The 24,081-nt window shown below is 66.8% G+C and carries 12 protein-coding genes; 11 read left to right on the forward strand and 1 reads right to left on the reverse strand.

Annotated elements, in window-relative coordinates; translation table 11 throughout:
• From NED98_RS00065 to NED98_RS23340, 11 genes are all read left to right on the forward strand, one after another.
• A complete protein-coding gene (locus tag NED98_RS00065) occupies nucleotides 1-432 on the forward strand; it encodes a GlcG/HbpS family heme-binding protein (protein ID WP_265311344.1) in 432 nt (143 codons plus the stop codon).
• On the forward strand, nucleotides 429-1,664 hold the full coding sequence (locus NED98_RS00070; RefSeq protein WP_265311345.1) for an amidohydrolase family protein: 1,236 nt from the start codon (nucleotides 429-431) through the stop codon (nucleotides 1,662-1,664). Before NED98_RS00065 ends, NED98_RS00070 begins: the two co-directional genes overlap by 4 nt.
• A gap of 10 nt (nucleotides 1,665-1,674) precedes the next feature.
• Nucleotides 1,675-2,577, forward strand: a complete 903-nt coding sequence (locus NED98_RS00075) for a VOC family protein (RefSeq protein ID WP_265311346.1) — start codon at nucleotides 1,675-1,677, stop codon at nucleotides 2,575-2,577.
• A gap of 4 nt (nucleotides 2,578-2,581) precedes the next feature.
• Complete coding sequence (locus NED98_RS00080) at nucleotides 2,582-3,739, forward strand: alpha/beta hydrolase family protein (protein WP_265311347.1); 1,158 nt, start codon at nucleotides 2,582-2,584, stop codon at nucleotides 3,737-3,739.
• Nucleotides 3,740-3,750: 11 nt separating this feature from the next.
• Nucleotides 3,751-4,530, forward strand: a complete 780-nt coding sequence (locus NED98_RS00085; RefSeq protein WP_265311348.1) for a cyclase family protein — start codon at nucleotides 3,751-3,753, stop codon at nucleotides 4,528-4,530.
• A gap of 4 nt (nucleotides 4,531-4,534) precedes the next feature.
• Nucleotides 4,535-5,566 (forward strand): aromatic ring-hydroxylating oxygenase subunit alpha, encoded by a 1,032-nt coding sequence (locus NED98_RS00090; protein WP_265311349.1) that lies wholly within the window; start codon nucleotides 4,535-4,537, stop codon nucleotides 5,564-5,566.
• On the forward strand, nucleotides 5,563-6,339 hold the full coding sequence (locus NED98_RS00095; RefSeq protein ID WP_265311350.1) for an SDR family NAD(P)-dependent oxidoreductase: 777 nt from the start codon (nucleotides 5,563-5,565) through the stop codon (nucleotides 6,337-6,339). Before NED98_RS00090 ends, NED98_RS00095 begins: the two co-directional genes overlap by 4 nt.
• A gap of 9 nt (nucleotides 6,340-6,348) precedes the next feature.
• Nucleotides 6,349-7,284, forward strand: a complete 936-nt coding sequence (locus NED98_RS00100) for an NAD-dependent epimerase/dehydratase family protein (protein ID WP_265311351.1) — start codon at nucleotides 6,349-6,351, stop codon at nucleotides 7,282-7,284.
• A complete protein-coding gene (locus tag NED98_RS00105; RefSeq protein ID WP_265311352.1) occupies nucleotides 7,281-8,261 on the forward strand; it encodes a fumarylacetoacetate hydrolase family protein in 981 nt (326 codons plus the stop codon). The genes NED98_RS00100 and NED98_RS00105 overlap by 4 nt, the downstream gene beginning before the upstream one ends.
• The gene (locus tag NED98_RS00110) at nucleotides 8,254-8,745 is read left to right on the forward strand and encodes a cupin domain-containing protein (protein WP_265311353.1); all 492 of its coding nucleotides are present in this window, start codon (nucleotides 8,254-8,256) and stop codon (nucleotides 8,743-8,745) included. The genes NED98_RS00105 and NED98_RS00110 overlap by 8 nt, the downstream gene beginning before the upstream one ends.
• Nucleotides 8,746-9,106: 361 nt before the next feature.
• Nucleotides 9,107-9,430, forward strand: a complete 324-nt coding sequence (locus tag NED98_RS23340) for a transposase (protein ID WP_432423277.1) — start codon at nucleotides 9,107-9,109, stop codon at nucleotides 9,428-9,430.
• Nucleotides 9,431-9,460: 30 nt separating this feature from the next.
• Here the strand turns inward: NED98_RS23340 and NED98_RS00115 are convergent, their stop codons facing one another.
• The gene (locus tag NED98_RS00115) at nucleotides 9,461-23,950 is read right to left on the reverse strand and encodes an autotransporter-associated beta strand repeat-containing protein (RefSeq protein ID WP_265311354.1); all 14,490 of its coding nucleotides are present in this window, start codon (nucleotides 23,948-23,950) and stop codon (nucleotides 9,461-9,463) included.
• Between the last annotated feature and the right edge of the window lie 131 nt (nucleotides 23,951-24,081).

Raw genomic sequence — 24,081 nt, forward strand, 5'->3', positions numbered from 1 at the left:
GTGTCGCTCACGCTCAATCAGGCACTGCGCATCGCCACCGCCACGCTGGCGGAAGGGCAGCGGCAGAGGTTCGCGCCGCTCTGTGTCGCGGTGCTCGACCCCGGCGCCCGTCCGCTCGCGCTACTGCGCGACGAACGGGCGTCGATCAACCGGCCCGAGATCGCCACCGCCAAGGCCGCAGGGTGCCTTGGCATGGGGGTCGGCGGGCGCGAATTGGCGCGGCGAGCGCAAGCGATGCCGGCGTTCTTCGCAACCCTTGCCGCGATCTTGCCCGACGGTATCGCCCCCGTCCCGGGCGGCGTGCTGATCCGCGACGCTGCGGGCGCGCTGATCGGCGCGGTGGGGGTCAGCGGCGACACGTCCGACAAAGACGAGATCTGCGCGCTCGCCGGCATCGGCGCGGCGGGCCTCACCGCGGACAGCGGACAATGACCGACACGCTCTTCACCAATGTTTGGATCTTCGATGGCACCGGTGCCGCGCGTTTCCCCGGCGAGATCGCGGTCCGCGGTGAGCGGATCGCGGCGGTGGCCCGGGGCGACGATCGGCTCGATCGCGCCGGCCTTGCCGTTGTCGACGGGCATGGCGCGACATTGATGCCCGGCATGGTCGAGGCGCATGCGCATCTCACCTGGCCGAGCTCGGTCGAGCGCGTGATCGACGCGATGAAGCTGCCGCCCGAGGAGCATCTGCTCGTCACCGCGCAAAACGCCCGCATCACGCTCGATCACGGCTTTACCAGCGCATATTCGGCCGGGTCGCTCGGCGAGCGATTCGAGCCGGCGCTGCGCGACATGATCGACGCGGGGCATCTGGCCGGCCCCCGCTTGCGTGCCTCGGCGCTCGAAAAGGGCGCCGAAGGCGTGATGGGCGTGCCGGCCGGGCATGATCCGACACATGATCGCAGCATCACGGGACTGCGCGCCTATGTCGCCGAGATGAAGGCGATCGGCTGCGACACGATCAAATTCCTAATGTCGAGCGACGAAGGCTTCGCTCCCGGCGGATCGCAGGTGCTGATGTATTCCGAGGAGGAAGCGAGCGCGATCGGCGCGGCCGCGCGCGAGGCGGGCATCTGGCTTGCCTGCCACGCGCAGGCTTCGGAGGCGATCAAGCGCGCGGTCCGCGCCGGCTTTCGCGCAATCTTCCACTGCACCTATGCCGACAGTGAAGCGCTCGACGTGCTCGAGGCGCGGCGCGACACACTGTTCGTCGCCCCTGCCCCTGGGCTGCTCTACGCGCGCTGCCACGAGGCCGAAGCGTTCGGCATCGGCCCGGACGAGGCGGCACGGATGGGCGCCATATCGGGCCTCGAGCTTATGCAAAGCGTAATACCGGAGATGCGGCGCCGCGGCATCCGCGTGTTGCCGGGCGGCGATTATGGTTTTCCCTATAATCCGATCGGCCGCAATGCGCGCGATCTCGACCTGTTCGTCCGCCTGTTCGGCTTTTCTCCGCGCGAGGCGCTGGCGGCCGCGACCGGCCAGGGCGGCCAGTTGATGGATCTGCCGGTCGGCGAAATCCGCGCCGGTCTGTTCGCCGATCTGCTGCTCGTCGCCGGCGATCCGACCGAAGACGTCACGCTGCTCGAAGACAAGATCAACCTCCTCGCCATCATGAAGGGCGGCCGTTTCCACAAGCCGCCTGTCCAGCAATCGCTTTGAAGGAAAGCTCATGAGTCGTGTCACCGAAATCCGCCACGTCGGTTATGGCGTCCCCGATCTTGCCGCCGAGCGCGTCTTCTACGCCGAGAAATGGGGGCTGAAGGAGGTCGCCGCGGTCGACGGCATGATCTATTTCGCGACCGAGGGGCATGACGAATTGTTCGTCGTGCGGCTGCGGCCGTCCGATGTCCGCCGGATCGACGTCATCGCGCTGGCCGCCGACACACGCGCCGATGTCGACGCGCTGCACGAAAAGGTCGTCGCCGCCGGCTGCCGTATCATCTTCGCGCCGCGCGAGCTGACCGCGTTCGGCGGTGGCTACGGTTTCCGCTTCTTCAGCCCCGATGGCCTGCCGTTCGAGATTTCCAGCGACGTGGCGCGCGGCACCGCGCGGCCGATGCAGCGCTGGGACGGGGTGCCGCTGAAGATCAGCCATATCGTGCTCCATTCGCCGCAGCATCACGCGGCGACGCAATTCTTCATCGACGTGCTCGGGTTCCGCCTGTCGGACTGGCTGGGCGACTTCATGTCCTTCCTGCGCTGCAACAGCGCGCATCATCGCATCGCGATCCTGCCCGGCCCGGCCTGCCTCAACCATGTCGCTTACGACATGCTGGGCGTCGACGACATGATGCGCGGCATCCATAATCTGAAGGTGAAGAACGTGCCGATCGCCTGGGGCCCCGGGCGGCACACCGCGGGCAACAACACCTTCAGCTATTTCGTCACCCCCAACGGGTTCGCAGTCGAATATACGTCCGAACTCGAAGAAGTGGACGATGCGAGCTGGAAGGCGAAGGTCCACACCCCAGCGCCCTTGGTAATGGATCAATGGGGGATCGGGGTCGGCGGCCCGCAAACCATGCCGCACCCTGCCCCCGATCCCGGCCTTTTCCAGCCGGCGGAGGCCTGAGGCCATGGCATTGTTCCAATATTTCCCGAACTATATCTGGAACCTCAGCCTCGCCATCGCACTGGAGAGCGGTGCGCAGATCGGCGAGATCATCGATATGTGTAAGCCGATCAGGGATGCCGCAAACAACGGCACCGACGCCGGCACCGCCGAATTCCTCGCCGAATGGGTGAAGATGGCGGACAAATTGATCGCGCTCGCCGGCGAGGACGAGGCGCGCGGCCGCGCCTTTTCCGCCGGCGCCAAGCTGCAACGCGCCGCGCTCTATCTGTTCACCGCGGAGCGGATGCAGGGCCACGGCCATCCCGGCCGGGTCGAAACCTTCGCCAAGGCGCAGGACAGTTTCCGCCGCGCGATGGCATTGGGCCGGGAAAATTGCGAGCGGGTCGAAATCCCGATCGACGGCGGCACGATGCCAGCGCTTTATATCCGCGCGCCGGGCGACGGCCCCAAGCCGGTCGTCGTCTATTGTAACGGCCTCGATAGCTGCAAGGAGCTGCTCTATTGGTCGCGGCTGCCCGAGGCACTGGCGCGGCGCGGCATCTCCACGCTATGCGTCGACCAGCCCGGCACCGGCGAAACGCTGCGCCTGCAGCATATCCCGGCGACACCGCATAGCGAGCTTTGGGCGTCGAAAGCGGTCGACTGGCTGGAAACACGCACCGATGCCGATGCGACGCGGATCGGCATGACCGGCATTTCGCTCGGCGGGCATTATGCCCCGCGTGCCGTCGCCTTCGAGCCGCGTTTCGCGAGCGGCGCGGTATGGGGCGCCAATCACAATTGGGCCGAGGTGCAGCAGAAGCGCCTGCGGCGCGAGGGCGAAAATCCGGTGCCGCATTATTGGGCGCATGTGATGTGGGTGTTCGGCGCCGCGACGATGGACGATTTCCACGCCAGGACCGCCGACATGACGCTCAATGGGGTGATGGAGCGGATCAAGGTGCCGTTCCTCGTCACCCACGGCGCCGAGGACCGGCAGATCGCGCTCGATTACGCGCATCAGAGCTATGACCAGTTGACCGCCAGCCCGCGCCGCGAACTCAAGATCTTCACGGCTCGCGAAGGCGGCGTCGAGCATGTCGGCGCCGACAATATGAGCTTCGGCCGCGATTATATCGCCGACTGGTTCGCCGATACGCTGGGCGGCCATACCGCTTGAGGAGAGACGCCATGACCCGCCGCTTTGTCGATCTGTCGATCACGCTCGAGAACGATGTCATCACCGATCCGCCGTTCATGCGGCCCAAGATCACCTATCAGACGCACCGCGAGACGGTCGAGGAGTTGCAGCATTTCTTCCCCGGCGTGACCGCCGAGCAGACCCCCGACGGGGCCGGCTTCGCCGCGGCCGAATGGGTGACGCTGACCACCCACAACGGCACGCATCTCGATGCGCCCTATCATTATCACCCGACGATGAACGGCGGCGAGCGCGCCTGGACGATCGACGAGATCCCGCTCGACTGGTGCTTTCGGCCCGGCGTGAAACTCGATTTCCGCCACTTCCCGAACGGTTATGTCGTGACCGCCGCGGATGTCGCGGCCGAATTGGCGCGCATCGGCCATGATCTCCAACCGCTCGATATCGTGCTGGTCAACACCGCGGCGGGCGCCGCGCTCGGTGACCCGCGCTTCGTCGATATCGGCTGCGGCATGGGGCGCGAGGCGACGCTCTATCTCACCGCGCGCGGCGTCAGGGTGACGGGAACCGACGCGTGGAGCTGGGACGCCCCGTTCAGCTACACCGCCGAAAAAGTGCGCGAGACCGGCGATAGCTCGCTTATCTGGGAAGGGCATAAGGCGGGCCGCGAAACGGGCTATTGCCACCTCGAAAAGCTGCACAATCTCGAAGCGCTGCCGGCGCATGGCTTCACCGTGTCGTGCTTCCCGCACAAGATCAGGGGCGCCTCGGCCGGCTGGACGCGTGCCGTCGCGATCTTCGAGGATTGAGCCGATGGCCGCGTTCCTCCGCAACTGCTGGTATATGGCCGCGTGGAGCGACGAGGTCGGGGACGCGCTTTTCCGTCGCCGGATCATCGGCGAACCGATCCTGCTCTATCGCAAGACCGACGGCGAGGTGGCCGCGCTCACCGACCGGTGCAGCCACCGCTTCGCCCCGCTCAGCATGGGAGAATTGCAGGGAGATTGCGTCCGCTGCCCGTATCACGGCCTCGTTTTCGACAACGCGGGTACATGCATCGCCAGCCCGTTTTCCGAAAGCCCGCCGAAGGGCGCCGCAATCCGTGCGTGGCCGGTCGAGGAACGCCACGGTGCGGTCTGGCTGTGGGCCGGCGAGGCCAGCGCCGCCGATCCGTCGCAGATTCCCGATTTCTCCGCACTGGCCCGTCCGTGCGGGCCGCCGCTCGCCGGGATGATGCCGATGAACGCCGGCTATGAATTCGGCACCGACAATCTGATGGACCTGAGCCATATCGAATTCGTCCACAAGGGCAGTTTCGCCGGCGCAGGCGTGATCTTCGCCGGCCGGCACAGGGTTCGGCAGGATGGCGAAACGCTTCATTCCGACTGGTGGATGCCCGATGTCGCCGCACCGGCGCATACGCTGGGCGTCTATCCGCCGGAGATGCGCTGCGACCACTGGCTCGACATGCGCTGGAACGCTCCGGCCGCGATGCTGCTGGAGGTCGGCGCAACCCCGACCGGCGCGCCGCGCGACCAGGGCTGTATCGTGTGGCAGGCGCATATCCTGACCCCCGAGAACGAGACGACCACGCATTATTTCTGGGCAACGACGCGCGCGGCCGATCATGTCGATCCGCAGGGTGACGCCTTCCTGCGTGGGCTGATGCAACAGGCGTTCGAGGGCGAGGACAAGCCGATCATCGAGGCCGCCTTCGCCAATCTCGACGGCGGCGACTTCTGGTCGCAGCGCCCGGTGGCGCTCGGCATCGACGCCGGCGGCACGCGCGCGCGCCGGATGATCGAGGCGATGCTGCGCCGCGAGCGTCAGCCGCAACCGGCATGACCCCTGCCCTGTTCTCGCTCGCCGGCAAGACAGCGATCGTCACCGGCGCGACCGGTGGGATCGGTCTCGCGATCGCCGAAACGCTCGCCGCCGCAGGCGTCGCGGTGCTCGTGTCGAGCGAGGACGGTGGCGACACCGAGGCGACCGCAGCAAGGCTTGCCGGTGCCGGGCACCGCGCGAACGGCGTCGCCGGCGACATCACCGCGCCGGCCACGCGCGAAGCACTGGTCGCGGGCGCGCTGGCCCTCGGCGACGGGCTCGACATCCTGATCTGCAACGCCGGCATTGCCGGGACGCCGGGGCCGATCGCGTGCATGGATGTGGATGATTATGCGCGCGTGATCGACGTGAACCTCACCGCGACGGTCGAGCTTGCCCGGCTTGCGCTGCCGCACATCGCGAAGCGCACCGGCGGGTCGGTCGTGCTGATGGCGAGCATCGCCGGTCTGCGCGGCAATGGCGCGATCGGGGCTTATGCACTCGCCAAGGCTGCCGTGATTCAGCTCGCGCGCAATCTCGCGGTCGAATGGGGGCCGAAAGGCGTGCGGGTGAACGCAATTTCTCCCGGCCTGATCGACACGCCGCTCTCCGCACCGCTGCTCGCCGACCCCGCCTTCATGACGCGTCGCATGGCGATGACTCCGCTACGCCGGCCGGGAACTGCGGCTGAGGTGGCGGGCGCGGCGCTGTTCCTCGCCTCGCCTGCGGCCGGATTCGTCACCGGGCATAATCTGGTCGTCGACGGCGGCACGACGATCACCGATGGCAGCTAGGGGCCGGATATGCGGGTGATCGTCACCGGAGCCGATGGGTTCGTCGGGCAGGTATTGACCGCGCGGCTGCACGCCGCGGGTCATGACATTGTCGCGATCGACCGATCCGCATCGTCGCAGCCCGGCATCACGGCGATTGCCGGCGATATCACCGATGCGGGCATCGTGCGCCAGGCCTTCGCGCAGGGCGCCGATGCCGTCGTGCATCTGGCAACCGTACCGGGCGGTGCGGCGGAAGGCGATCCGGTCACCGCGCGCCGCACCAATATCGAGGCGAGCATGGCACTTGGCGAGGCCGCGATCGCAACCGGCAAATGCCCTCGCTTCATCTTTGCCAGCAGCATCGCGGTCTTCGGCGCACCGCTCCCCGCGGCCGGGGTCGACGACCTGACGCCGCTCGCCCCGACGATGCTCTACGGCGCGCACAAGGCAATGATCGAGCAATGGATCGCCACGCTCTCGCGACGCGGCGAGGTGGACGGCCTTTCGCTGCGCCTTCCCGGCATCGTCGCCCGTCCCCCCAGCCCATCGGGCATGGTCTCCGCATTCATGAGCAATGTGTTCCATGCGCTTCGCGATGGGCGCCCGTTCGTCAGCCCGGTATCAGAAGGCGCGACGATGTGGCTGATATCGCGCGCGGCCGTTGTCGATGCCCTTGTTCATGCCTTGAGGCTCGACGCCACGCTGCCCGCCGATCGCGCCGTGACCTTACCCGCGCTGCGCGTCACGATGACCGAATTGGTCGGCGCGATCGCCGCCGCCTGCGACAGCGATAAGGCGCTGGTCAGCTATCGGCCCGACCCCGCGATCGAGGCCGGGTTCGGCAATCAGCCCTTGTTGCGGACACCGCGCGCCGAAGCGCTTGGTTTTCGCCACGACGGCACGCTCGCGCGGCTCGTCGACGCCGCACTCTCCACGATCAGCGCTCAAGGAACCACCGCATGAAACTCGCTACCCTCGCCGCCGGTGGACCGGACGGCACGCTCGCCGTCGTCTCCGCCGATGGCGCGCGCTATCTCGCCGCACGGGAGATCGCGCCCACCTTGCAGGCCGCGCTAGAGCAATGGCCCAGCATGGCGCCCCGCCTCGCCGTGCTCGCCAATCGACTGGCACGGGGCGAGGGCCTGCCGACCGCCGGCGTGCGTTTCGCCGCGCCGCTGCCGCGGGCGTGGCAATGGCTCGACGGCTCCGCATTCGAAAGCCACGGCGCGCTGATGCAGCGAGCGTTCAATCTGCCGCCGATCGAAACCGATCAGCCGCTGATGTATCAGGGGCTGTCGCATCAGTTTCTCGGGCCTCGCGACGACGTTCCCCTTCCATCCGAGGCGGACGGGATCGATTTCGAAGGTGAATTCGGCGTCATCACCGATGCGGTGCCGATGGGCGTGGATGCGGCGAGAGCGCTCCACCACATCAGGCTGATCGTCCAGATCAACGATTGGTCGCTGCGCGCGATCGCGCCGGTCGAGATGAAGACAGGGTTCGGCTGGATCCAGGCCAAGCCGGCGTGCAGCATCGCCCCCTTCGCGGTCACCCCCGACGAATTGGGCGACGCGTGGCATGATGGCCGGGTCTGCCTCGACCTGGCGGTCGACTGGAACGGCCAAAGGTTCGGCAATGCGAACGGCGCTCCAATGGGATTCGGCTTTCACGAGCTGATCGCTCATGCCGCGCGCACCCGCGCGCTACCCGCCGGAACGATCATCGGCTCGGGCACCGTGTCCAACGCCGATTTCCGCGACGTCGGCTCCTCGTGCATCGCCGAGCGCCGCGGCATCGAGATCATCGACCGCGGCGCCCCCGAAACCTCATTCATGCGCTTCGGCGACCGGGTGCGGATGGAAGCACGCGCAGCGGACGGAGGATTGCTGTTTGGCGTTATCGAACAAGAGGTTGTCCCGGCGGAGAAGGATCATGGCTGATCTGTTGCCGGTCCGCCGCGTGGTCACCGGGCATGACGGCGCCGGCCGCGCCGTGCTCCGCGCCGATCAGCACTTTTCAACCGTGCCCATTCCGGGTGGCGACGCTGCATTTGCGCTCATCTGGACCACCGCGACAGTGCCCGCCGACAATAATGACGAGACGGACGGCCGCGCGCGCGACGCCGGCCTCACCATCGACCGCGGATCGGTGATCCGCATCGTCGACATGCTCCCTGGCGGGGTTTCCCCGATGCACCGTACCAGCAGCATCGACTACGGGATCGTGCTTGCCGGCCAGGTCGAGCTGGAGGTCGATGACGGCGCAAAGACGCTGCTCGGCCCGGGCGATATCGTGGTCCAACGCGGCACGATGCATCGCTGGCGCAACCCGAGCGCAACCGAGACGAGCCGCATCGCCTTCGTCCTGATCGAGGCACAAGCCTATCGCCATCTGGATCGCGAACTGGCCGAGCTCAGGCCCTAAGACGTCAATGGGGGCGCCTGGGCCGCATCCCGGCCCCGCGCCCGATCGCATCAATATCGGGCGGCCTCCCGCGATTAAAGTGCAGACCCACATAATTTCCGGCGATCGGGGTCTGCACCGCGGCGGATTGCGCGATGTAATCGAGCTCGGCGGCCTGCATGCGATACTCGAACCGACCTTCGGCAGGAAACGGTGCATCAGCTTGGCGAGATACCAAAAGTATGCATCATAATTATTTGAAATTACTATGCTTTTTCGTAACCGAACGGCTGAGGCCGCCTGCCGGAGGATGGGTTGAGTGGGTAAGAGACGTCCATAAGGACGTCGATATGGACGTCCTGAGCGAGAGCGAGGGCCGTCGGTGGAGATATTGGGCCGGGAACGGCGGCGTCATTGGTCGGACGCGGAGAAGCTGGAGATCCTCGCCGCGGTGGGGCTGAACGGCGAGACATTGGCGCGCGTTGCGCGGCGCTACGATGTATCGCGAAGTCAGATCTATAATTGGCGCGGTCAGTTCAAAAAGCGAGGATTGCTGCCGGTGCCGGTCGGGCCGACCTTTGTGCCGGTCGACATCGGCGCTCCCATGCTGAACGCAGAGCCCGCGCGCGGGGAGCCTCCCCGACGCGGGGGCCAAAGCGCTGACGAAATTTGCAGGACCGATCCGGCACGAGATTGTGTCCGATAACGCACCACCAGACTGAGCGATGACGCTGGTTCAAAACCGCATCCGGAACCCCGCATTGCCGCGAAGGCTGTTGCTGTTGCCAAAATTGTTGATCGCGGTGCTGGCGGAGACTTCCGAGAAGATCGTGAACCGACCGTTCGCCCAGTCATAGCTCCCGCCAAGCCCGAGCTCACCCGACAGCCGGTCATCGCGACGCGCGACCGGTGTGCCGGAAACATCGACGATGCTGCCGTCGAGCCATTCATAGCCAAGGTTTGCAATGGCATAGAGATGGCTCTGCCTTGTCCCGCCCTCGCCGTCCCAGGTCTTCTGATGATCAAGCGAGATCCCCCAGCGGCTTCTCAGACTATCGGCGCGGCGGGATGAATTCACCGCGCCATTGGGGTCGGTAAAGCGATCGAACCGGACGCCGGAATAGGCCATCTGGATCTGCGGCGTAAGGCTGAGGCCACCGCCCAGCGGCGCGCGTTTGCCGGCCTCGACGCTGAAAGCAAGGCCCGATCCGTGGTTGTTCTCGACAAGCTTGCCGAGAACGTCCGAGCGCAGATCGCTGCGATACCAGGTCAACTGCGCTTGCGTATCGAGGTAGAAACCGGTGCGGCTGTACCAGGTCAACGTCGAGCCCACGCCATAGCCCCGGATATGGATTGCGCCATTGCCGAAGCGCGAGCGCACGCTTGCATCCGCCTTGCCGTATCGGCCGTTGACGCCGGCGATCAACGTCCCCTCGGCCACGTCGAGCAAGGACTTGTCGAGCCCGACCTGGACCGACCAATCGTCGACACCGAGCGTGCTGCCGCTGGTCGAGAACTCTGCTTCCGGCCGGTAGCGCCCCGCTTCCATCCGGCCCCACATGCCGACACCGCCTTGGGTGAACCCCGACCATTGCCGGTTGCCTACCCGTTCCTGGAGCGTGCCGAGACGGTTCAGCGTCTGCAGCGTAGCGGCATAATTCTCGTAGAGCGGGACGCCGGGTTGGTAGAGCGGCGCCGGCGGCTCGCTCGGCGCGTCCAGCAGTGCCGAGCGGAGATACCAATCGCCATCGCCGGGGGTCGAGACGCCGCCCTGGAACAGCCGATAGCCGAACGCGCCGGCGATCACCGCCGGGCGGCCATCGAAATTGTAATCGCCCTTGAGCGTGAACGTGCCGTTCGAGGCGCCGCCGGTCACGTCGATGACCTTGATGCCCTCGACGGTTTGCGCGCCCAGGCCGCCGCGGTTGGCAATGACGAGTTGCGTCGTGCCGGCGGTGCCGTTGGCGACCACCAACCGGTCGGTCTGCGACCCGTCGCCGCCCAGCGCGGTCTTGATCTCGAGTTGGCCGCCCGCGCCGGTATAACTGCCATTGACGGTCAGCGTCCCGAAACCGCCGTAGCCCGGCGCGACGGTGCCGATGTTGATGAGATCGCCGACCGAGCCGGTGCCTCCCAGCCGGCCGCCGCCATCGACCGTCACCGCGCCGCCGAGCTTTCCTGCAACCACCAGCGTGCCGGTGGCGATGGTTGTCGGCCCGGTGTAGCCACTGCTGTCGCCGGTGACGAGGAACGTTCCCGACCCGGTCTTGGCCAGCGCGCCTGCGCCCGAGATCAGCCCGCCATAGGTAAAGGTGGTCGCGCCGACGGTGGAAATCGTGCCCGCGCCCGCCATGACGAGATGGCGCGCGCTCGACATATCGGTGGTGACCGCCAGCGTGCCGCCGTCGAACGTGACATTGCCCGAAGCAGCCCCGAGATTGGCGTCACGCGCGATCTGCAGCGTGCCGCCGTTGATCGCGGTGCCGCCGGTGTAGCTGTTGGTGCCTGAAAGCAAGAGCGTGCCCCCGTCGGTCTTCACCAGTTGCGTATCGCCGGAAAGCGCCGCGCCGATCGTCGCGGTGAACCCGGCACCCGCGGCGCTCCCGTCGCCGACGCGGATGATCGATTGCGGCCCGGCCAGGGCGATCGTGTCGCCATCGATCGTGTAGTCGTTCGCCGCAAACTGCATACCCGTGGCGGTCACCTGACCAAGGGCGTTGTCGACCCTCACCTTGCCGCCCGTGCCGCCGAACACAGCGAACGCGCCATCCGCATAGGCCGCATTCACGGCGCCATTGGCGTCGGTCCAGTTATCGTTGCCGGTGCTGTGCTGCCAGACGCCATTGCCGCCATCAACGGCGTGGTTGTTCTTGGGGCCGGCCACGCCGTCCCAGAAGTTGAGTTTGAGCCCGGCCGCGTTCACCAGATTGACCTGGCCCGCGATCGAGGTCTGGACCGAGACATTGCTGCCCGCCGGCAGCGCGCCAAGCGTCAGCCCGCTATCGGTCAGTGCCCCGCCATAGTTGAACACACGATAGACGCCCACATCGAACGCACCCCCGGCGGACACGCTGACGTTGATCGTGCCATCGAGCGTCAGATTGCCTGCGACATTGACGAGATCGTTGAGCGCCCCGCCGGGGGTATCGGCCGAGCCGAACTCATAGGCGAGCGTCGCGCCCGCGCCGAGCGACAGATTGCCGCCGATCGTGAGCGTCTCCGCCCCGCCCGCGCCCGGGGTGAGGACCGCGCCGTTGGCGATGGTCACGCTGCCGCCGATCGTGCCGGTGCCGCCGAGACTGGCGCCCGCCATGACGGTGGTAAGCCCGGTCGCCGCGCCGAAGTCGCCGCTGACGAGCAATGTGCCGGCACCGACGGTCGTCGGCCCCGCGTAACTGCCGGTGCCCGACAGAATGAGCGTGCCCGCGCCGTTCTTCGCCAATCCGCCTGCCCCGGAGATCGCGCCGGACAAGGCGAGCGTCGTTCCCGCGTCGGTGACGAAGGTGCCGGCACCGGCGAGGTCGATCGCGCGCGCGGAAGCAAAGCTGGCGGTCGAGTTGAGCGTGCCGCCGTTGAGGCTCAGCCCGCCGGTGGCCGCGCCGAGATTGGCATCATCCGCGATACGGATCGTCCCGCCGTTAATCGCAGTACCGCCAGCATAGCTGTTGGCGCCCGAAAGCACGAGCGTGCCCGTGCCGGTCTTGACGAGTTGCGCGTTGCCGGTGATCGCGCCGCCGATCGTCGCGGTATAACCGGCTTCCGCCGTCGTGCCGTCGCCGACCCGGATCACCGCCTGCGCGCCCGTCAGCGTGAGTTCGCCGCCGATGACATTATAGCCGTCGACCGCGAACTGCAGGCCCGAGGCGCTGACCGCGCCGAGGCTGTTGTCGATCGTGACCGTCCCCGCAGCGCCGGTGAAGATCGCGAACGCGTCGTCGGCGAACGGCGCGTTGACCGTGCCGGTCGCATCGGCCCAATTGTCGTTGCCGGTGCCGTTCTGCCAGATGCCGTCACCCCCGTTGACCGCGCCATCGAACTTGGGCCCTGCCGCGCCGTCCCAGAAATTGAGGGTAGCCGAGCCGGTGTTGATGAGATTGACCTGATGGGCGACCGATGTCTGAACGAAGACGTTCGCACCCGCCGGCATCGTGCCGATCGCAAGGCCGTTATCGGTCAGTGCCCCCGCGTAATTGATGACGCGATAGAGCCCGATGTCGAACGCGCCGCCCGAGGTGGTCGTGACATTAAGCGTGCCGCGGAGCGTGAGGTTGCCGCCGACATCGACGAGGTCGTTGAGCGCGCCCCCGACAACGTTGCGCTGCCCGAAATCGTAGTTGAGCGCCGCGCCGCCCGCAAGGGCGAGACTGCCGTTGACCGTGAGCGTCCCCGCACCGCCCATGCCCGGCGCAAGGGCACCTCCGCTCGCGATGGCGACATCGCCGCCGATGATGCCGACGCCGCCCAATGTCGCGCCCGACGCGACGCTCGTTGCGCCGGTTGCGGCGCTCTGGTCGCCGTTCACCAGCAGTGTGCCGCCGCTCACCGTGGTGGTGCCGGCATAGCTGTTAGCGCCGGTCAGGGTCGTGATGCCGCTCCCCGCCTGTTCCACCCGCCCGGTGCCCGACACCAGCCCGGCGAAGGTCACCGCATCGGCGCGATTGAAGACGAGCGCCGCATTGTCGAGCACATCGCCCGTGATGCCGCCGGCCGCGCCGCCATTGCCAAGCCGGAGCGCGCCTGCGCTGATGACGGTCCCGCCGGTATAGCTGTTGTCCGCGGTCAGGATCGTGGTGCCGGTGCCGGTCTGGCTCACCGATCCGCTGCCGGTTATCGTGCCCGCGAAGACCTGATCGTCAGCACGGTTGAACGCGAGCATCCCGTTGTCGAGCACATCGCCGGTGATCGAGCCGCTGGTCCCGCCACTGCCGAGCTGGAGCGTGCCCGCAGCGATCGTCGTGCCACCCGCGTAGATATTGTCGCCGGCCAGAACGAGCGTTCCCGCACCGTCCTTGGTCAGCGCGCCGCCGCCCGTGATGGCAGTGTCGAGCGTCAGCGCGGTGCTACCATCGCTGCGGAAGGTCCCTGCGCCAGCAAGCGTCACGGCGCGGTTCGAGTTGAAGGTCGCTGTCGTGTTGAGCGTGCCACCGTCGAGACTCAACCCGCCCGCCGCATCGCCAAGGTTGGCGTCGCCGGAAATGCGCAACATGCCGCCGTTCACCGCCGTGCCGCCGGTGTAGCTGTTGGCACCGGTGAGCACGAGCGTGCCCGCGTCTGTCTTGACGAGGCCCGCCGCGCCGGCGAGCGTCGCATCGATCGTTGCGGCATAGCTCGCGCTCGCGGCGCTGCCGTCACCGACCTGAATGATCGACTGTGGCCCGGTCAGTGTCAGCGTGTCCCCGGCGATCCGGTAGCCGTCGCTCGCGAACTGCATCCCCGAGGCGCGCACATTGCCACCGGCATTATCGACCGCCACCGTCCCCGGCGCCGACGAGAAGATCGCGAAGCTGCCCTGCGCATAATCGGCGTTGAGAGAGCCGCCGGCGTCGGTCCAGTTGTTCGAGCCGCCACCGACGCGCCACACGCCGTCGCCGCCCTGGATCGCGCCGTCGTTCTTGGGTCCGGTATTGCCGTCCCAGAAGCTCAGCGTCAGCCCGGCGGTATTGACCAGGTTTATCTGGCCGGCGATCGCGGTCTGGACCGACATGCTGCTTCCGCCGGGGATCGCGCCGAGCGCCAGGCCATTGTCGGTGAGCACTCCGGCGTAATTGAACACCCGATAGATGCCGGGGCCGAAGCTGCCGCCGTCCGGCACGGTGACGTCGATCGTACCAGCGAGCGTGAGGTTGCCGCCGACGTTGACGAGATCGTTGAGCGCCCCACCCGCGACATTCGCCGCGCCGAACTCGTAACTGAGCCGCGAGCCCGCGGACAGGCTTAGCGATCCACCGATGCCGAGCGTGCCGACCCCGCGCACGCCCGGTGCCAGCGTTGCACCGTCGGCGAGCGTGACGTCACCGCCGATGATGCCCGAGCCGCCGAGCGTCGCCCCCGATGCTATGGTGACGGCGCCGGTGGCGGCCAACTGGTCGCCGCTCACGAACAGGTTGCCCGCGATGACGTCGACGGTGCCGGCGAAGGTGTTGGTTGCGGTCAGGATCAGATCGCCCGCTCCCGCCTTGATGAAGCCGCCGCCGCCCGAGATCGTCCCGTCCAGCGTCAGCGTCGTGCCGGCGTCGGTCAGCAGCGTGCCCGATCCAAGCAGGCTAACGGCCCGGCCCGAGCTCATCGTGGCGGTGGTATTGAGCGTGCCGCCATTAAGGGTCAGCGCGCCCGCCGCATCGCCGAGATTGGCGTCGCTCGAAACACGCAGCGCGCCCGCGTTGATCTGCGTGCCGCCGGCATAGCTATTGGTGCCGCTGAGCACGAGCGTGCCGAGATCGGATTTGACCAACTGGCTGTTGCCGACGAGCGCGCTGGCGATCGTCGCGGTATAGCCTGCCCCCGCGGCCGAACCGTCGCCCACGCGGATCACCGATTGCGGGCCGATGAGCGTCAGGTCCTGACCCGCGATCACATAAGCGTCGCTCGCAAACTGCATGCCCGACGCGCGAACCGCGCCAAGGCTGTTGTCGATCGTGACCGTTCCGGGCGCGGCGCCGAAGATCGCGAACGCGCTGTCGAGGAACGGCGCGTTGATCGAGGCGTCGTCGAGCGTCCAATTGTCGTTGCCCGAGGCGTTCTGCCACACGCCGTCGCCGCCGGTGATCACGCCGTCGTTGCGCCCGCCGGTCGCGCCATCCCAGAAGCGCAGCGCCAGACCATCGGTGTTGATCAGATTGACCTGATGCGCGACCGAGGTCTGGACATAGAAATCGGTGCCCGACGGAATCGAGCCGATCACCAGCCCGTTGTCGGTCAACGACCCGGCGTAATTGATAACCCGGTAAATGCCCGGATCGAAGCTCCCGCTGCTGCTCGTCGCTACATTGAGCGTACCGGCGAGCGTCAGATTGCCGCCGACATTGACGAGATCGTTGAGCGCCCCCCCGACGACATTGGATTGCCCGAAGTCGTAGTTGAGCGTCGCGCCACCCGCCAATGCGAGATTGCCGTTGATCGCGAGGGTTCCGGGACCAGTCGAACCGCTGGGCGCAAGAACCCCACCGTTCGCGATCACGACATTGCCGCCGATGATGCCGGTGCCGCCCAGCGTCGCGCCCGAGGCGACGTCCGTCGCGCCGATCGCGGCCGTCTGGTCGCCGTTCACCAGCAATGTGCCGGCGATGACGGTGGTTGCGCCCGTGTAGCTGTTGGCGCCCGTCAGGATCGTGGTGCCGCTGCCGACCTGGGTGAGTGCGCCAGCGCCAGAGATAGCCCCTGAGAAGGTGACGGCATCGGACCGGTTGAACGTCAGCGCCGCGTTGTTGACCACGTTGCCCGTGATCCCACCGGTGGTGCCGCCGGAGCCCAGTTGGAGCACGCCCGCGCTGATCGTGGTGCCACCGGTATAGCTGCTGTCGGCAGTCAGGATCGTGGTGCCCGATCCGATCTGACTGACCGATCCGGCGCCTGCGATCGTGCCCGCGAAGATCAGGCTGTCGGAGCGGTTGAACGTCAGCGCGCCATCATTGACGATATCGCCCAGGATCGAACCGGCCGTGCCGCCATTGCCGAGCTGCAACGTGCCCGCCGCGATCGCGGTGCCGCCGGTGTAACCGTTGTCGGCAGTCAGGACGAGGGAACCGGTGCCGTCTTTTGTCAGCGCGCCCGTGCCCGACACCGCGCCATTCAGCGTCAGTGCCGTGCCGCCGTCGGTGCGGAAGGTGCCCGTGCCGGCAAGGTCGACCGCCCGGTTCGATCCGAATGTGGCCGTCGTGTTCAGCGTCCCGCCATTGAGGCTCAGCCCGCCCACCGCATCGCCGAGATTGGCATCGGCCGAGACGCTGAGCACGCCGCCGGTGATCGCGGTGCCGCCGGTGTAGCTGTTGGCGCCGGAGAGGATCAGCGTGCCCGCCAGATCCTTGACGAGGCGTGCCGTCCCGGCGAGATCGGCGCTGATCGTGGCGACAATGCCGGCGTCGCCCGCGCTGCCGTCGCCGGTGCGGATCAGCGCATCACTTCCCGTCAGTGTCAGCACGCCGCCCGCGATCGTATAGCCGCCCGCGGCAAATTGCATCCCTGCGGACAGGACATTGCCGCCGCTATCGTCGACGGTGACGATGCCCGGTGATCCCTGGAAGATCGCAAAGCTGGCCTGCGCATAGTCGGCATTCACCATGCCGTTCACTTCGGTCCAGTCGTTGACGCCGCCGCCCACACGCCAGATGCCGTTGCCGCCCTGGATCACGCCATCGTTCTTGGGCTGGCCGGTGCCGTCCCAGAAATTGAGCGTCAGGCCGGCGGTATTCGCGAGATTGACCTGTCCCGCGATCGCGGTCTGGACGAAGACATCGCTCCCGGGCGGCATCGTGCCGATCGACAGCCCGTTGTTGGTCAGCGCGCCGGCATAGTTGAACATGCGATAGACACCGGGGCCGAAGCTGCCGCCGGCCGTCTGCGCCACGTTGACGGTGCCGCCAAGCGTCAGGTCGCCGCCGACATTGACGAGGTCGTTGAGCACTCCGCCCGCGACATTGGGCTGGCCGAACTCGAAATTGAGCTGCGCGGCGTTACCGAGCGAGAGGTTGCCGTTGATCGTCAGCGCACCGACACCGTTGCTGCCCGCCGCCAGCGTGCCGCCGTCCGCGACGAGGACATTGCCGCCGATCGTCCCGTTGCCGCCAAGCGTCGCGCCCGCCGCGACGCTGGTGAGCCCCGTCGCCCCGGCCTGATTGCCATTGACCAGCAACGTGCCGGCATTGACCGCCGTCATGCCGGCATAGCTGTTCGCGCCGGTGAGGATCGTCGTGCCCGCCCCCGATTGCGTGACCGACCCGCCGCCGATGATCGTGCCGCCCATCGTGAGCGTGCCCGAACGGTTGAACACCAATGCGCTATTGTTGAGGACGTTGCCCGCGATGCTGCCGGTCGCGCCGCCGTTGCCGATCTGCAGCGTACCCCCGCTGATCGTGGTGAGCCCGGCATAGCTGTTGTTCGCCGTCAATGTCAGCGTGCCGCCGCCGGTCTTGGTCAGCGCGCCCGTCCCCGAAACCACGCCGGTCAGGGTCAAGGTCGTGCCGGCATTGGTCGAAAAGGTGCCGGTACCTGCGAGATTGGTCGCGCGTGCCGAGGTGAAGCTCGCCGTCGTGTTGAGCGTCCCGCCGGTGAAGCTGAGCCCGCCGCTTGTTGCGCCAAGATTGGCATCGCTCGACGCTTGCAGCGTGCCGGCGGCGATGGTGGTACCGCCCTGATAGCTGTTGACGCCGCTCAGGACGGTCGTGCCAGTGCCGATCTGTCGCACCGCGCCGGTGCCCGAGACCGCACCCGAGATCGCGAGCGTGCCCGAACGATTGAACTCCAACGTCGCGTTATCGGTGATGTCGCCCGCGAGCGTACCCGAGGTGCCGCCATTGCCGACACGCAATGTTCCCGCCGAGATCGTCGTCCCGTCGCTGTAGCTGTGATCGCCGGTCAGCGTCAGCACGCCGCTGTTCTGCTTGGTCAGGCTCTCAAAGCCAGTGATGCTCGCGCCGTCGAGCGCAAGCGCCAGCGCATTGTCGACCACGAGCGCGTCGGTGCCAGCGCCGGCATCGATGCCTGCTCCGGTGATTGCGGCCCCGTCGCGCAGGACCAGTATGTCGTTGCCGAGGCCCAGGCCCAGCGTCGAGCCACCGGTGGCCAGCGTGCCCGCCAGGTTCACCGTGTCGGCGCCGTCGCCCAGATTGCCATTGGCCGAGAGCGATCCGCCGGCATTGATGGTGATCGTGCTGGCGCCACCGTCGCCGGAGAGCGCCGTTGCACCGCCGGCGCTGGTACGCACGGTGCCGTTCACCGTCAGCGCCGAGGTCCCCGTCATCGCGATCGTCGGCGTCGTGAGAACCCCGTTTACCTGCAGCGTGCCGGCAGCGATTGTGGTGGCGCCGATGCTGTTGGAGACCGAGGTCAGCACACTGGTGCCGATGCCGATCTGCGCCAGCGTTCCCGGGCCGCTCAGCGTGCCGGAGAAGGTGAAGCTGTCGCTGCGGTTGAGCGACAGGGTCGAGGTCGGCGCATTGACGATCACATTGCCGGCGCCAGCATTGCCGGTCGTGCCCCCATTGCCGACCATCAGGTTGCCGTCGTTGATGACGGTGTTGCCGGTATAGCTGTTGTTGCCGGTGAGCACCCAGGTGCCGCTGTCATTCTTTGCCAGCGTGGTCCTGCCCGTACCGTTGTCGGCAATGGCGCCGCCCATCATATTGTTGCCGGCATTGGTGCCACCGAGCGCGATGGTGCGCGTCGCGTTGGTGCCGGTGAGGCCGACCGTCCCGGTATTGGTGAACTGCAGCGCACCGGTTCCCGAGGACTCGATATAGGTCACGCCGGTATCGAGCGTGAACCGGCGATCGGTCGCGTCGCCGGTCCCGACGTAGCGCAGGGTCGAACCGTTGCCGATCACGAGATTGCCGGCGGCATTGGAGGACGCGCCGATCGTGCTCGCCTGGCCGCCGTTCGCGAGCTTGTCGACGATCAGGATGCCGCCGCTGATCGTGGTCGCACCGCTATAGTTGCTGGTCTGGTTGGTCAGCCGCCAGGTCCCGGCGCCGGTCTTGGCGAGCGCCGTGACGCCGGTCGCGCTGTCGCCGAGTTGCGCGGCAAGGATGTTGACCCCAGTGTTGGTCCCGGTCAACGTCACGGTGCGCGAGCCGGCGCCCGGCGCGACCGTCGCTGCCCCGGCATAGCTGAACTGGATCGGGCCGGTTCCGGAAGAATCGAGCGTGGCGCCGCTCGCGCCGATCGTGAACTGCCGATCGGTGCTGGTCGCGCCGCCCATATATTGCAACGTGCCGTTGATGACGAGATTGGCGGGATCGGCGCTCGATGCCCCGATCGAGCTGTTGAGCCCGCCATTGACGAGACAATCGACCTGAAGCGTGCCGGCATTGATCGTGACGCCGCCGGTAAAGCTGCTGGTGCAGCCATTGAGCGTCTGAATGGGTGCGCCATTCTTGACCAATCGACCCGTGCCGCCGATGGTGCCCGCAAAGGTGTAATTGCTGATGCTGTTGATCGTCAGCGTGGCGGCACCCAGGCTGATGTTCCCACCAAGCGCGCCGCCGCCGTTGACGCCGCTTACCACCGTGTCATAGCCGGCGAGATCAAGCAGCGCGCCGGCGACGTTGCTCAGCGACATCAAACCCTGCGGGCCGAAGGCGTTGATCCTTCCCGCGCGGAGCACGCCCCCCTCGATCTGCGTATTGCCGGTGGAGGTGTTGACGCCCGACAGCACGAGCGTGCCGGCATTGCGCTTGATCAGTGCCCCAGCGCCGGTGACGGCGCCCGTGAACTCGAGGGTCGTGCCGGCGTTCATGACGTTGATGCCGCCGGTCGAGAGCAATTGGAACCCGCGGTCGATCGTGACGCTGCCGCCAGTATATGCGAGCGACCCCACGTTGAACACGAGGTTGGTGGAGGCCGCGCTGGAGGCGCCGATGCCGCTCGCCGCCCCGCCATTGGCGAGGCAATCGACGCTGATGTCCGCGCCGAGCGTGGTCGCACCGGTGTAGGTGTTGTTGCAGCCGTTGAACACCTGCGTGCCCGCGTTGCTGCGCGAGACGCCGCCGGTTCCGCTGATGATGCCCGAATAAACGCCGCCGTTGGAGATGCGCAGCGTCCCGGAGCCGAGCATGACGTTGCCGCCATTCGCGCCGCCGCCGTTGAGCGCGCCGATCGTATTGTCGAACCCGTTCAAATCCAGCGTAACCCCCGCGGCGTTGGCCAGCGTCATGGCGCTGCTCGTGTTGGGGGCGCCGAACGCCTGCGACGATCCGGCGCGCAGGATGCCGTAATTGACGGTATTGCCGCCAACATAAGTATTGATGCCGGACAGCACGAGCGTGCCCGCGCCATTCTTGGTCAGCAGCGACGCGCCGCTGCTCGCGACGATGCCGCTGACCGTCAGCGTGGCGGCGGCATCAGTGACATCGACGTTGCCGCCGCTTACGCCAAGGGTGAAGCCGCGGTCGGTGCTGGCCGTGGCCCCGGTATACTGCAGCCCGCCGCCATTCAGCATCAGATTGGCCGATGCGCTGCTGCTCCGGCCGATCGGGCTGAGCTGCCCGCCATTGGCCAATGTGCTCATCGACAGGAGGCCGCCGGTGACGGTGACCGTTCCGACGAAGTCGTTGGCCGGATTGCCAAGCGTCAGTGTCCCAGCGCCGCTTTTGGTGAAACCGGCGTCGTCGGAACTGGTGACCAGCCCCGAAAGGACGAGATTGGCGCCCGGGTTGGTGACCTCGATCCCGGACCCGAGGATCGCGCCTGACTTGCCGAAGATCAGGCCGCGGTCGCTGGTGTCCCCGTTTCCGATGTAGCGCAAGGTGCTGCCTTCCAGCACCAGGTTGGACGACGCCGCCGAGGACGCGCCAATGCTGCTCGCCGCGCCGCCGTTGGCGATGCTGGCGACCGCCAGGACGCCCTGCGCGACGCGGGTAGCGCCGGTATAGCTGTTGGCGGTGCCCGTGAGCGTAACGAGGCCCGACCCCGCTTTGGTGAACCCCATGCCGGGACCGTTGTCGACGATCTGCGAGGCGATGGTGAAATTACCGGTGCTGTTCTGCTGGATGCCGAGCACCCCGCCATTCGCCCCGGTCAGCTTGCCACCGGTGATGAGCTGGTTCCCGCCTGCGACCGTCGGCGCGACGATGATCGTGCCGTCGACCCCCAGCGTCTCGCCGGTATTGACGGTCACATTGGTCGAAACTGCCCGGGTATAGCGCAGCCCGCCAAGTTGCTTGCTGCCGGCCACCGTGCCGAAGAAGCCGCTCACATCGGTGATGAACTCATTGTCGAGCCAGTTGGCGGCATTGTCCTTGTTGGTATAATCGGCATTTGTGAACGCAAGGATGTTACCACCGACGACCTTGGCATAATCGGTGCCGTTGACGGTCGCCCAGCCGCCGAGCGCCGTATTGGTGGTGGTGATATTGCCGTTCGTCGGCAGGATGAAGTTCATTAGCCCGCCGGTACGGGTGACGGCACCAAGATTGACGGTCATGCTGCCGCCGGTGCCCGACACCGCGTTGATGACATTATTGCCGGCAGTGATCGTGAGGCCGGCGAAGGTCTGAATATTCGCTTCGTTCGCGGCGCCGGTGACCTTGAGCGTGCCGCCCGACATGACCAGGTTGGAACCACTGCCAATGATGTTGCTCGCCGGCCCGCCCGCCGGACTGAAATCCAGCGCGAGCGTGCCGCCGCCGATCATGGTATCGCCGGTATAATTGCTCGCGCCGGTCAGCGTCTGGATGCTGTTGCCCAATTTGGTGAGCCCGCCGGACCCGGTGATGCTGCCGCCGAAGCTCGCGCTGGTGCCGACGGGCGCTTCGATCGTCAGACGCGCGTTGCCCAGCGCGAGCGTGCCGCCTGTACCGGTCAAGCTCGTCAACGACTGGTCGAAACCATTGAGGTCCAGCGTGCCGCCATTGACCTGAAAGGTCTTCGAGCCGGCGAAAGCCGTGGCCGATCCGGCGCGCAACGTCCCGCTGTCGACAATGGTCTGACCGGTATAGCTATTCGCGCCTGTGATCAGCCAGGTGCCGCTTCCGGCGCCACGCAGATTACCCGTGCCGGAGATGACGCCCGAAACAAGATTGTCCGCGCCGGTATAGCTGCCGCCGAGCGTGGCCGTACCGCTCAGCGCCATGCTTCCGCTTAATGCCAGCGCGCCGCTGCCATCATTGCTGAGCGTGCCGCTGGTGGACCAGTTGCGGTTGGTGCTCGCGCCCGCGCCGACATAGCTCAGGGTGCCGCTTATGCTCGTACCACTCCCGGCCCCGAGCGAACTGGCAATGCCGGCATTCGCGAAGGTGGCAGCGGTAACCTTGCCTGCACCGGTGATGCTGATTCCCGACACGGTGTTGGCATCCCCGAGCCTCAGGACGCGCCCGGCGCTCGCACTGAAGACCGCGCCATTGCCGCTGACGACGCCGAGCAACTCCAGATCGGCGGTTGCCGCCACGAAGCTCGGCGCATAGCCGTAGGGATTAAAGTTCGAGGAGATGGCGCCGGTCAGTGTCAGGGTGCCGGTGCCGTCGTTGCTGAGGCCGACACTGCGATAACCATTGGCATAGAGCGTCCAATTGCGGTTCGAGACATTGCCGCCGCCAATATAGGAGACGACGCGGTTGCCTGCGGTTCCGCTTGGATTCTGGATGTCGATGGTGCCATTCGCGACGGTAGTGGGCGCCCCCACCGAACTCGCTTCACCCAAATTGCCGATCGAGGTGATCGTCGTGGCGCCGGCGCCGTAGAAGGTCGTCCTCCCGGTATAGTCGTTGCTGTTGTCGTTGAGATTCACGCCTGGATTGACGGAGAGGCCGCCAGTGCCGGTGAAATGGGCACCTCCGATACCGGCCCCCGAAAGGCTCACAGTTCCCGCCCCGCTAAGCGTGACGGTGCGCCCGGCAAAGCTGCCGCCGGTCGTGCCGATGTTGAGCGAGCCGCCCGAGATGTTGATGTTGTTGCCGACACTGCCGAGGGCAGCGGCGCCGCTGGCGGTCAATGCGCCGTTGACGCTGATGTCACCGGTGAAACTGTTGGTGCCAGTGAGCGAGAGCGCGGCGCCGCCGGTGACAAGCGGGGCGCTGCCGAAGCTGTTGTTGCCGGTGAGCGAGAGGCTACCGCCATTTACGATGAGACCACCGGCGAAGCTGTTGTTGCCTGACAAGGTCAAGGTCCCGGCGCCGGCCTTGATCACCCTGCCGACACCGCTGATCGTCGAGGCGACGGTTGCGGTCCCGGTCGTGACCGTCAATGTCGGATCGACGCCATCGAGCGTCAAGCTACTGCCGGTGATCACATATCCATTGGTGTCGATCGTGATGTTATGGACGCGGACCGGCTGGGCGAGCGTGACCGTGCCGGCGATGCCGCGGAAGAAAGCATCGTCAAGCGCCAGATTGTCCCAGGCCCGGAAAGGGCCGCTCACCCCGTCGGTGCTGAAGCTCCACCGCGGATCGGTCAGCGTCCAGGTGGCGGTCCCGCCTTCGCCGATCGCCGTGCCGTTAACGTCCCAATAGAGGCTATCGGCCGATGCAGGGCTAGCGCCGGTTATCGGCGCGAGCGCCAGCAGCGCCCAGCGACACACGGTAGCCCGAATCCTTGATCTGGTCGTGGCGCCATCGGCGCGGGCAAGACGCGACGCCAGCGCGCCGGCCGCGTCGCGGGCTCGCGGCTCGAAACGCGTCATTCCATGCTGCGCCGGTCGGCTGCGAACAC

Source organism: Sphingomonas lycopersici (genome assembly GCF_026130605.1).
In the GTDB taxonomy this organism is placed as follows: Bacteria; Pseudomonadota; Alphaproteobacteria; order Sphingomonadales; family Sphingomonadaceae; genus Sphingomonas; species Sphingomonas lycopersici.